Here is an 11209-nt window from a genome sequence, read left to right on the forward strand (position 1 = left end):
CCCACGTGCGTGGGGACTACAAAAGTCAGGGAGGCCGCTTTGCGCGGCCTCCCGGTCCATCCCCACGTGCGTGGGGACTACAGGGCCTGAGGCGCACTAGGGCGGCTCGGGCTCGGTCCATCCCCACGTGCGTGGGGACTACCGGGCTTGCCGGAGGTTGAGGTAGCCGGCATTCGGTCCATCCCCACGTGCGTGGGGACTACACGGGGTCCACCAGGAGCTCCAGGGCGGGGCCGGTCCATCCCCACGTGCGTGGGGACTACGCGGGGCTGGACGAGGTGGAGTGGATCCAGCCGGTCCATCCCCACGTGCGTGGGGACTACGGGTGGGGGCGAATGGGAAGCCTGCGAGCCTCTCGGTCCATCCCCACGTGCGTGGGGACTACGGATGCCCCGTTGCAGTTCAACACCCTGCCCCGGTCCATCCCCACGTGCGTGGGGACTACCTCCGCTTCCCCTCCTGCCCCTGCCCCAGAGCGGTCCATCCCCACGTGCGTGGGGACTACTTCGCCCGTTGGGGGGATGATGTATTGGCTAACGGTCCATCCCCACGTGCGTGGGGACTACGCCCCGACCCCACACGGCCAGGGCGTGCCGGTCGGTCCATCCCCACGTGCGTGGGGACTACACATGACCCAGACGGCAAAAACCCTTGCTCACCCCCCTCTAAGGGTCTGTAAAAGGAAAAAGCCCAAGCAAGGAGGTGGCTTGGATCGGCTTTTCAAGCTCCACGCCAGCACTCGGGCCAGCTGGGCCGGGAAGCGGGAAGGGAAGGAGGAGGCCCTTGGCTCTTAGGGTACCACATGCCCGGTTATAATCCCCACAAGATGGCGGAAAAATCCAAGGCAGAGCGTCTCCTGGACCTGGTGGAGGAGCTGAAACTGAGGCCCCACAGCGTGGGGGAACTGGCCCGGCGCTATGGGGTAAGCCCCCGCACGGTGGAGCGGGACCTCGAGGCCCTCGCCCTCCAAGGCTACCCCCTGGAGCGGGTGGCCCGGGGGGTCTACCGCCTGAGGGAGGCCCCGCCTGCCCTCCACCCTGTGGAGGCCTTGGCCCTTTTCGCCGCGGGAAGGCTCCTCTACCACCAGGCTCCCACCCGGCAGTACGGAAGCGCTTTGGAGAAGCTAGCCCGAATGCTCCCCGAGCCCCTCAGGGGCCTCCTCCTTCGGAGCACGGAGGGCCTGAAGGAGCGCCAGGGAGACTCCCGCACCCTGGAGATGGTGGCCAGGGCCCTTTTGGAGAGGAGGGTGCTGGCCTTTGAGTACCGCTCCGGGGGTTCCAAGAACTGGCGGCCCAAGGAGCTTCTGGTGTACTTCCTCGAGGCGGGCCGCACCAACCTGGGCCTCTACGCGGTGGGCTTTGAGCGCACCTTCCACCGGGCGGTCCTCACCTTCAAGCTCTCCCGCATGCGCCACGCCCGCCTCCTGGAGGAAACCTATGAACTGCCCCAAGACTTTGACCCAAGCGCCTACTTCCGCCAGGCCTGGGGGGTGGTGGGGGTGCGGGAAGGGGGAGTGGAGGTGCGCCTCCGCTTTGCCCCCGAGGCCGCCTGGAGGGTGCTGGAGGGGGACTACCCGGGCCTCGAGGTGGAGCGGGAGCTCCCCGACGGAAGCCTCCTGGCCCGGCTTTGGGCCGCTCCCTTCAAGGGCGGGGTGCCCTGGGAGGTCCTGGCCTGGGTGCAGAGCTTCGGGCCCCGGGTGGAGGTCCTCTCTCCCCCGGAGCTTCGGGAGCTTTGGCTGGCCGAGGCGAGGCAGGTCTTGGAGAAGGCGACAGCCCCTGTCGCCTTGGGCGGGTAGGGTGGGCGTATGCAGGCGAGGCAAGCGGCCCTAACCCTCTGGGCCAAGAGCGGGGAGCCCTTCCACCCCCTTCTGGCCCACATGCTGGACACGGCGGCGGTGGCTTGGGCCCTTTTGCAGCGGGAGCCTGCCCGCACCCGGAGGCTCTACGCCCAGGACTGGGGGCTACAGGAGGAGAAAGCCCTGCGCCTGGTGGCCTTCCTGGCGGGCCTCCACGACCTAGGCAAGGCGAGCCCCGTCTTCCAGGCGGCCTGGCCCCAGGGGGCCCAGCGGGTGCAGGCGGCAGGTCTTTCCTGGAACGAAACCTTGGTGCGCGAGTCCTGGGTGGCCCACGGGGTCTTCACCGACCTCTACCTGCGGGAAGCCCTGCGGGCATGGGGCTTTTCCCGCAAGGGGGCCTGCCTCCTGGCCCAGGCCCTGGGGGCCCACCACGGCTTCCCCGCAGACGAGCGGGAGCGTGCCTCGGGAAGGCGGCATGTGCGGAGCGAGCCCCAAGGCTGGCGGGAAGCCCGGGCCTACTTGATGGAAGCCCTGGCCCAGGCCCTGGGGCTAGAGCCCTTCTCCTCCCTCCCCGACCCCAGCCCCGAGGCCCTCCTCCGGGTCATGGCCCTGGCCTCCTTCGCCGACTGGATCGCCTCCGACCCCGGTTTCTTTCCCTACGGGCGAAATCCCGCGGCCCCGGGCTACTGGGAAGGTGCTTTGCAGAAGGCCCGGGATGCCCTGGAGCGCCTCCCCTGGCCCAAGCCCCTCCTTCAAGAGAAAAGGGGGTTCCAGGCGCTTTTCCCCTTCGCCCCCAACGCCTTGCAGGAGGCGGTGCCCCGGCTTCTGGATGGCGTCCAGGAACCCGTTCTCCTTCTGGTGGAGGCCCCCATGGGCTTGGGGAAGACCGAGGCCGCCCTCTACGCCTACCACCTCCTCCAGGAACGCCTGGACCACCGGGGGCTTTACCTGGCCCTCCCCACCCAGGCCACGGCCAACGGCCTCTTCACCCGGGTGAAGGGCTTCCTGGCCAAGCTGGCGGAGGAAGGTCGCCTGGAGCTTCAGCTCCAGCACGGGGCGGCTCTCCTGAACCCGGAGTACGAAAAGCTTCTGGAACGCTCCAAGCCCCAGCAGGTGTACGACACCCAGTATGACCCCAATAAGGGCGTGGCCACCGTCCAGGATGAGGAGGAGGGAGGCGTGGGCGCCTCCGCCTGGTTCTCCGCCCGCAAGCGGGCCATGCTGGCGGGCCACGGGGTGGGCACCCTGGACCAGGCCCTTTTGGGGGTCCTCCGGGTGAAGCACCACTTCATCCGGCTTTGGGGGCTCATGAACCGGGTGGTGGTCCTGGATGAGGTGCACGCCTACGACACCTACACCTCGGGGCTCCTTTCCGCCCTTCTCCGCTGGCTTAAGGCCCTGGGCTCCAGCGTGGTCCTCATGACCGCCACCCTGCCCAAGGCCAAGCGGGAAGAGCTCCTCCGGGCCTGGGGGGTACAGGCGGCAGCCCTGCCCCCCTACCCGCGGGTGGCGGCCTTCGCCGGGGAGAGCCTCCTTCGGGCCGTAACCCTTCCCCTGAAGGACGGCAAACGGGTGCGCCTTCTGGCCGCCCCTGTGGAGCCGGAGGCCTTGGCCCAGGAGCTTTTGGGCAGGCTCCCTGGGGTCTTGGGGGCCATCGTAAACACCGTGGACCGGGCCCAGGCCCTCTACCAGGCCTTGGGCGATGGGGAGAGGCTCACCCTGGCGGGGCTTTTGGACGCCCTGGGCTCTGGCCCCAAGGAGGGCTCTTGGGAGGAGCTGGTAAAGGCGCGGGAGGCGAAGGGGGGCTATGTGGTGGGTAAGCGCCGCCGTGCAGACGGCACCCTGGTCTTCCTCCTCCACGCTCGCTTCCCTGCGGAGGAGCGGGCCCTTAGGGAGCTTGTGGCCCTGAGCCTGTTCGGCAAAGGGGGGCCTAGGCCCGAAAGGGCCATCCTGGTGGCCACCCAGGTGGCGGAGCAGAGCCTGGACCTGGACTTTGACCTGCTCTACACCGACCTTGCCCCTGTGGACCTCCTTTTCCAGCGCTTGGGAAGGCTCCACCGCCACGGGCGGGAGAGGCCTCAGGAGCACGGGGAGCCTCTCCTTTTGGTGGGCGGGCTAGGGAAGGAGCCGGAGTTTGGCGAGGGGCTCCATTGGAATCGGGTTTATGAGGACTACCTCCTCCTCTCCACCTGGCTGTCCCTGCGGGGCCGGGAGGCCCTTAGGGTGCCGGACGACCTCGAGGGCCTCCTGGAGCAGGTCTACGGCCGCACCCCGGAGGGCTTTCCGGAAGCCTTGAGAAGGCGGGCGGAAGACAGCCACAAGCGCCTCCGGAGCCGCTGGGAGCAGGAGGCCAAGACCGCGGAAAACCTGTCCCTATCCGACCTCGAGGCCCTCCTCTCCGACACCGAGGCCAGCGCCCTGGTGGCGGCCTTCCATCTGGACGATGACGCTGAAGATGAGAAGACCCAGCGCCTCCTCACCCGCTTGGGCGACCCCAGCGTGCCTGCGGTGCCCCTTTATCAGGTGGGGGAAGGGTGGGCCCTGGACCCCGAGGGAAAGCGCCCCGTGCGCCTGAAGGGGGAGGTTTCCAAGGAGGAGGCGCTTGTCCTCTGGTCCCGGGTGGTGCGGCTTTCCCGCTACCCCATTCCCCAAGCCCTTGTGCGGGAAGACTCCCCGCCCGCTTGGCGGCGAAGCGGCCTCCTGCGAGGGCTGAGGCTTTTGCAGGTGGGGCGGGTGTTCGGGGGTGTACGGGTGGAGCTGGACCCGGAGCTGGGGGTGGTGTATGTTGAGGTATAGTCCCCGACCTCAGGGGATGGCCCGTGGTTAGCTTTTGTGTTTTGAAGTCCCCACTTAGGTGGGGGTGTTTTGTTTTAGCGGGGCGGGGTGCGCAAAGCTAACCACTTGACAAAACTGTCGAGGCGATTTACCCTCGGAACCAGGAGGGAAGCAAGGTATGCAGTGGATCACCAAGCAAGAAATCGCATGGGAAAGCGTAGAAGCTGCCCTTGAGGTTTATAAGCGGGTACTGCAAGTGAAGCTGGAGGAAGCGTACCAAGAAGCCGAAGAGGCCTTTTACCACCAGCTTCATCAGGCTGAGCGGGACCGTTTATGTCTTGCCCGTTATGGTGACCTGGACCAATGCGACAACGGATGACGCTTTGCCTCCCTAGCCTGAGTAAAGGAGGTGTTCCTTGGCTAAGTTCAGCCTGTTGGAACAGCCATGGATCCCGGTGCTGCAAGAGAGCCGGGTGCGGGAGGTGGGGCTTGCGGAGGCTCTTCTCGAAGCCCACACTATAGCGCGCATTGAAACACCCTCACCTCTGGAGGAGGTCGCTCTCCACCGCCTCCTTCTGGCGGTGCTCTACCGGGCCCTACCCCTGGTAAGGGGTGGTTGTGATGCCTTGGAACTCCTGGAACAAGGCGGGTTTGACCGCAACGCTCTCCAGATATACCTGTGCCGCTTCTGCGACCGCTTCTACCTCTTCCACGATACTGCCCCCTTCCTGCAAATCCCCGACCTGCCCGACAAAGACCCCCTGCCCTGGGCCAAGCTCCTGCCGGAGCTGGCCAGCGGCAACAACCCCACCCTCTTCGACCACACCACCGAGGAGAACGTGCCCCTCGCCTCCTATGCCCAGGCGGCCCGGGCCCTCCTGGTGCACCAAGCCTACGCCCCTGGCGGGCTCCTCAAGCGGCTTGGGGTCACCTCGGCCAAGGACGCTCCCCTGGCCAGGCCCGCGGCTTTTTTGGCCGTGGGGGAGAACCTCTTCCAGACCCTGGTCCTAAACCTGGTGCCCCAGAAGGACCCTGGGGTGCCCGTGTGGGAGCTGCCGCCCCTCCGCACCCAAGACGTACAGGGCCACGCCACCCGCTGGCCCTTGCAGGGCGCCGCCCGGGTCTACGCCTGGCCCAGCCGGGGGGTACTCCTCCTGGACGAGGGATGCGGGGTACGGAAGGTGGCCTATGGTCCCGGGGTGGAGCCCCTGGAGGTGGGCTTCCGCGACCCCATGGTGGCCTACCGCCTGGGGGACAAGGGCCAGGTGCTCCCCTTACGCCTCAGCGTGGAAAAGAGCTTCTGGCGGGATTTTTCCGCCATGCTCCCCGCCGCTGGGGGGAGCTTTCCCGCCACCCTGGCCCACGCCGTTCGGGTGGCGGAGGAGATGGGCTTGAGGCTGGAGCTTCGGGTGCTGGGCCAGGTGTCCGACCAGGCTAAGGTGCTGGATGTGCGCCGGGAGGTCTACCCCCTGCCCCAAGGTTTCCTCTCCCCGGAGGCGGAGGAGCTTTTGCAGAAGGCCCTCGAGCTTGCGGAAAGGGTTGGGAACGCCCTGTATGGGGTAGCCCGGGAGGTGGCCAAGGGGGTTCTGGGCGACAAGGACCAGGAAGAGCTCCGCCGCTTCCAGGACTCCTTGCCCCTCCTCCCCCTCTACTGGGCCGCTTTGGACGGGCGCTTCCCCCGGTTTCTGGAGGGCTTAGCCCAACCGGACGCCATGGACCGGTGGCGGGGGGAGGTGAGGCAGGCGGCCCTTAGGGCCTGGGAGGAAACCCGGGCCTTCGTGGGTACGGAAGGACGGCACCTGAAGGGTCTGGCGGTGGGGGAGAGGGCCATGGGTCTAGCCCTGACCCACGCCCAGGCCAGGGAGGGGAGGCCATGAGCAAGGCTTTTGTGGATTGGTTGGAGAAGCTCAAGGAAAGCCAGAGCTGGACCGCGGCCCGGGCCACTTTAAGGCGGAGCCTGGCCTTTGCGCCGGGGGCTTATCCGCCCGCCTTCCCCTACGTGGAGGCCTTCGTGCGGGAGGAAGGTTGGCAACGGGAGGCCCACTACCTGGTGGCCGCCCTCTACGCCCTGAAGGACGGGGCCCACCAGGAGGGGCGCACCCTGGCCCGGGCCCTGAAGGAGGCGGAGCGCGCCCGGGACTCTAAGAGCGTGGAGAGGCGCTTCCTGGCCCTTTTGGATGCAGACCGGGACCAGATCGCCTTCCGTCTGCGCCAAGCGGTGGGCCTGGTGGAAGGCGGTTTGGACTTCGCCCAACTGCTGGAGGACCTCCTCCGGTGGTTCGACCCGAGGAGGCGGGTCCAGGCCCGCTGGGCCCGGGAGTACTACGGCGTTCGGGAAGAGCAGACACAAGAAGGGATAGAGGAGGTGAAGGCATGAAGCTTCTGGAAGTGCACGTGATCCAGACGGTGGCCCCCAGCAACCTGAACCGGGACGACACGGGAAGCCCCAAGGACGCCCTCTTCGGCGGCTTCCGCCGGGCCCGCATTTCCAGCCAGGCGCAGAAGCGGGCGGTGCGGGTGGCCTTTAAGGAGTGGTCTCTCCTTTCGCAGGCGGAGGTGGCGGTGCGCACCAAGCGCCTCCTGGAAGCCCTGCTGGAGCGGCTAAGGGATGTGCCGGAGGACAAGGCCAAGCTGGCGGCGGAAAACGCCCTGAATGCCTTAGGGTTCGGGGTCAAGGGGGGGAGGACGGAATATCTGCTCTTCCTGGGTGCGGGGGAGCTGGACCGGTTGGCGGGGCTCATTCGGAATAACCTGGAAACCCTCACCGCCCAGGAGGCCAAGGGCAAGAAGAAGGCCGAGGTGGATGGGGAGCTCAAGAAGGCTTTGGAAAAGGTGCTGGACGGGGGCAAGGCGGTGGACCTGGCCCTCTTCGGCCGGATGCTGGCGGACCGCCCCGAGTTTGGGGTGGACGCCGCCTGCCAGGTGGCCCATGCCCTTTCCACCCACAAGGTGGACCGGGAGTTTGACTTCTACACAGCCGTGGACGATCTGAACCCCAAGGAGGAGACGGGGGCGGGAATGATGGGGGACGTGGAGTTTTACTCCGCCACCATGTACCGCTATGCGGTGGTGAACCTGGACAAGCTCCTGGAAAACCTGCAGGGGGATCAGGAGCTTGCCCGGAAAGGGGCCCTGGCTTTCCTGGAAGCCTTTGCCCTCACCCTGCCCTCGGGCAAGCAGAACAGCTTCGCCGCCCACAACCCGCCCCTTTTCCTGGCCTTCCGCGCCGGGGTGGGGATGCCCCGCAACCTGGCCACCGCCTTTGAGAGGCCCATCTGGCCCAAAGAGGGCAAGGCCCTCTCCGACCTCTCCGTGGAGGCCCTGGCCCGGGAGTGGGCCAAGTTTGACCGGGCTTACGGCCCCCTCTCCCCGGAGTGGAAGGGTGCCCTGAACCTCACCGAAGGGGAGGCGGAAGGCCTTCCCCCGGCGCAAAGCCTTCCGGAGTTGAGGGGAAAGGTGGAGGAGGCCCTTAGGGCCCTCTTGGAGGGCTAGCATGGCCACCCTTCTCCTGCGGCTCCAAGGCCCCATGCAGTCCTGGGGTACAAGGAGCCGCTTCGACCACCGGGACACCTGGCCCTACCCCACCAAAAGCGGCGTCCTGGGCCTCCTGGCCGCCGCCTTGGGCCGGGACCGGGAGGAGGACATCTCCGACCTGGCCGCCCTGCGGATGGGGGTGCGGGTGGACCGGAGGGGGGTGTTGCGGGTGGACTACCAGACGGCCCAGGAGGTCCTGCGGGCCGACCTTAAAGGGCGGGGGAATGTGCAGAGTTGGCGCTACTACCTTGCCGATGCCGCCTTTTTGGTGGGCCTCGAGGGGCCCTTCTCCCTCTTGCAGGAGGCCCACCGGGCCCTGGAGAACCCTCGCTATGTCCTCTACCTGGGCAGGAAGGGCTACGTGCCAAGCCCCCCGCCCTACCTGGAGGACGGCTTGCGGGAAGAACCCCTGGAGGAGGCCCTTAAGGCCTACCCCTTCCTCGGGAAGGGCAAGGAAGGGAAGGATCCCAGGCCCGAAGAGGGCTTCCTCCTGGTTCTGGAGGCGGAGGAGGGGCGCCTGGTCTACGACCAGCCCGTGGCCCCCTTTGCCCAGCGGCGCTTTGGGGCCCGGTACGTGCGGGAGGAGGTACTGCCCAAGGAAGCGGTGCCTCCGCCCAAGGAGGGAGACCATGTGGATCAGCAAGCTGGTGCTTGATCTCCGCTCCAAGGCCGCCCGCAGGGACCTGGCCAGCCCCTACGAGATGCACCGCACCCTCTCCAAGGCGGTTTCCCAGGCTCTGGCGGAGGGGCGGGAGCGGCTGCTATGGCGCCTCGAGCCCACCCGGGGCCTCGAGGACCCCGTGGTCCTGGTGCAGACCCTCACCGAGCCGGACTGGGGCGTTCTGGAGGCCGGATACGCCCGGGTCTATCCCCCCAAGCCCTTCCACCCTGTCCTGCACCCCGGGCAGGTCCTCCGCTTCCGCCTGAAGGCCAACCCCAGCAAGCGGGCGCGGGAAACCGGGGAACGGGTGGCCCTCAAGACCCAAGCAGAAAAGTTCTTCTGGCTAGAGCGAAAGCTGCGGGAGGGAGGTTTCCGCCTTGTGGAGGAGGATGGGCGCCCGCTAGCGGACATACACCAGGACACCTTTCTGGAGGTACGCCACAAGGACGGCCACCTGCTCCAGGTCCAAGCGGTGCTCTTTGAGGGGGTCCTGGAGGTGGTGGACCCCGAGATGGCCCTGAAAACCCTGGAGCGGGGTATTGGTCCGGGGAAGGTGCTTGGCCTCGGCCTCCTCTCCCTGCGTCCATAGGCCATGCCCCCCGTTCCCCCAGCCCGCAACCTGAAGGAGCTCCCCAAGTTCCGGGACGGCCTCTCCTACCTCTACGTGGAGCACGCCTTCATCGAGCAGGAGGCCCAGGGCATCGGCATCTACGACCGGGAGGGCCTCACCCTGGTGCCGGTGGCCGCCTTGGGGGTGCTTTTCCTGGGTCCCGGCACCCGCATCACCCACGCCGCCATCCGGGCCCTGGCGGGCAACGGGTGCACGGTGTGCTGGGTGGGGGAGGGGTACGCCCGCTTCTACGCCCAAGGTCTGGGCGACACCCGGAGCGCCCTTCGCCTCCAACGCCAGGCCCGAGCATGGGCCGACCCCGGGCTCCACCTGGAGGTGGTCTACCGACTCTACGAGAAGCGCTTCCAGGAGCCCCTGCCCCGGGACTTCAGCCTGGAGCAGGTGCGGGGCCTCGAGGGGGTGCGGGTGCGGGCCGCCTATGCCCGCTGGAGCAGGGAAACGGGGGTGCCGTGGAAGGGCCGGAGCTACGACCGCCGGGACTGGGCAGCCTCCGACCCGGTGAACCGGGCGCTTTCCGCGGGGGCCGCCTACCTCTACGGCCTGGCCCATGCGGCCATCGTCAGCGCGGGCTTTAGCCCCGCCCTGGGCTTCATCCACACGGGAAAGCTCCTTTCCTTCGTCTACGATGTGGCCGACCTCTACAAGACCGAGGTCCTGGTGCCCGCCGCCTTCCTGGCGGCGGCGGAGGGGGACCTGGAGGTAGAGCGGCGGGTGCGCCATAGGCTTCGGGAGCAAATCCAGGAGGCCAGGCTTCTGGAGCGGATGGTGGAGGATCTCCTGGACCTCTTCCAGGGCCTCGGCCTGCCCGAAGAGGCCAAGGAGGAGGAAGAAGACCCCACCCGCCCCGGGGGGCTTTGGGACCCGGAGGGCGAGGTGGAAGGGGGTGTGGCCTATGGTGGTGATGGTCCTGGAGAAGGTGCCGAGGAGCTTGAGGGGTGAGCTGACCCGCTGGCTCTTGGAGCTGGACACGGGGGTCTTTGTGGGCCGGGTGAGCGCCGTGGTGCGGGAGCTCCTTTGGGAAAAGGTTGTGGAGAAGGCCGGGGACGGGCGTTGCGCCATGGCCTGGCGCACCAACAACGAGCAGGGCTTCGCCCTGAGGTTGCACGGCTACCAGGACCGGGTCTTGCGGGACTTTGATGGTATAGTGCTGGTGTCGGTGCGCACCGCCGAGGCTTTGCGCAAAGCGGAAAAGCTGAAGCGTATAGCCAAAGCCGTGCGCGGGGATTTTGAAAACCAAACCTCGGAATAACTCTCTTTACAGACCCTTAGAGGGGGGTGAGCGAGGGTTTTTGCTGTCTGGGTCATGTGTAGTCCCCACGCACGTGGGGATGGACCGTCCTGATTGAGCAGAGGGCGGTGCTCCATCTCGTAGTCCCCACGCACGTGGGGATGGACCGGACTTCCACTTGTTGCCGCCACCGATAGCGCCGTAGTCCCCACGCACGTGGGGATGGACCGAGATCAGGGTTTCGGCCGATCTGGGCTACTGTGTAGTCCCCACGCACGTGGGGATGGACCGGGGGGCGGCAACGGCCACAAGGAGGTGCTGGCGTAGTCCCCACGCACGTGGGGATGGACCGAGCTTGAAAAAGGGGCCGTACAAGCAGTGGAGTAGTCCCCACGCACGTGGGGATGGACCGTGGGCCACCCCGGCAACCCGAGCAAGGTCATAGTAGTCCCCACGCACGTGGGGATGGACCGGGGGAACGCTCGTGCCTCCCGTACCCGTCCCGTAGTCCCCACGCACGTGGGGATGGACCGGAGAATGGCGGCGATCCAAGTACGCTAACGGGGTAGTCCCCACGCACGTGGG

At 67.3% G+C, this 11209-nt stretch carries 10 protein-coding genes and 2 CRISPR repeat arrays; all 10 genes read left to right on the forward strand.

The window, feature by feature from the left end; genetic code table 11:
• Positions 1-52 precede the first annotated feature (52 nt).
• Positions 53-627: direct repeats of the CRISPR family, unit length 29 nt; unit sequence CGGTCCATCCCCACGTGCGTGGGGACTAC.
• 199 nt (positions 628-826) lie between these two features.
• Positions 827-1795, forward strand: coding sequence for a helix-turn-helix transcriptional regulator (locus ETP66_RS11375; protein WP_130842711.1), 969 nt, complete (start codon positions 827-829; stop codon positions 1793-1795).
• 9 nt (positions 1796-1804) lie between these two features.
• Positions 1805-4591 (forward strand): CRISPR-associated helicase Cas3', encoded by a 2787-nt coding sequence (cas3, locus tag ETP66_RS11380; protein ID WP_130842712.1) that lies wholly within the window; start codon positions 1805-1807, stop codon positions 4589-4591.
• A gap of 157 nt (positions 4592-4748) precedes the next feature.
• Positions 4749-4949 carry a hypothetical protein gene (locus ETP66_RS11385; protein ID WP_130842713.1) on the forward strand — a complete coding sequence of 67 codons (201 nt, stop codon included), beginning with the start codon at positions 4749-4751 and terminating at the stop codon, positions 4947-4949.
• A 37-nt stretch (positions 4950-4986) separates the two neighbouring features.
• Entirely contained in the window at positions 4987-6447 is a 1461-nt protein-coding gene (gene casA, locus ETP66_RS11390; protein ID WP_130842714.1) for a type I-E CRISPR-associated protein Cse1/CasA, read from the forward strand.
• The gene (gene casB, locus ETP66_RS11395; RefSeq protein ID WP_130842715.1) at positions 6444-6947 is read left to right on the forward strand and encodes a type I-E CRISPR-associated protein Cse2/CasB; all 504 of its coding nucleotides are present in this window, start codon (positions 6444-6446) and stop codon (positions 6945-6947) included. The genes casA and casB overlap by 4 nt, the downstream gene beginning before the upstream one ends.
• On the forward strand, positions 6944-8062 hold the full coding sequence (gene cas7e, locus ETP66_RS11400) for a type I-E CRISPR-associated protein Cas7/Cse4/CasC (protein ID WP_130842716.1): 1119 nt from the start codon (positions 6944-6946) through the stop codon (positions 8060-8062). The genes casB and cas7e overlap by 4 nt, the downstream gene beginning before the upstream one ends.
• 1 nt (position 8063) lies before the next feature.
• A complete protein-coding gene (gene cas5e, locus ETP66_RS11405) occupies positions 8064-8759 on the forward strand; it encodes a type I-E CRISPR-associated protein Cas5/CasD (protein WP_130842717.1) in 696 nt (231 codons plus the stop codon).
• Complete coding sequence (cas6e, locus tag ETP66_RS11410) at positions 8734-9354, forward strand: type I-E CRISPR-associated protein Cas6/Cse3/CasE (RefSeq protein WP_130842718.1); 621 nt, start codon at positions 8734-8736, stop codon at positions 9352-9354. Before cas5e ends, cas6e begins: the two co-directional genes overlap by 26 nt.
• A 3-nt stretch (positions 9355-9357) precedes the next feature.
• Positions 9358-10335, forward strand: coding sequence for a type I-E CRISPR-associated endonuclease Cas1e (gene cas1e / locus ETP66_RS11415; RefSeq protein ID WP_130842719.1), 978 nt, complete (start codon positions 9358-9360; stop codon positions 10333-10335).
• Positions 10289-10645: a type I-E CRISPR-associated endoribonuclease Cas2e gene (cas2e, locus tag ETP66_RS11420; RefSeq protein WP_201738531.1), complete on the forward strand. Its 357-nt coding sequence runs from the start codon at positions 10289-10291 to the stop codon at positions 10643-10645. Before cas1e ends, cas2e begins: the two co-directional genes overlap by 47 nt.
• Before the next feature lie 58 nt (positions 10646-10703).
• A CRISPR array of direct repeats spans positions 10704-11157; the repeat unit is 29 nt; unit sequence GTAGTCCCCACGCACGTGGGGATGGACCG.
• Positions 11158-11209: the final 52 nt, after the last annotated feature.

This window comes from Thermus thermamylovorans, from assembly GCF_004307015.1.
Taxonomy (GTDB): Bacteria; Deinococcota; Deinococci; order Deinococcales; family Thermaceae; genus Thermus; species Thermus thermamylovorans.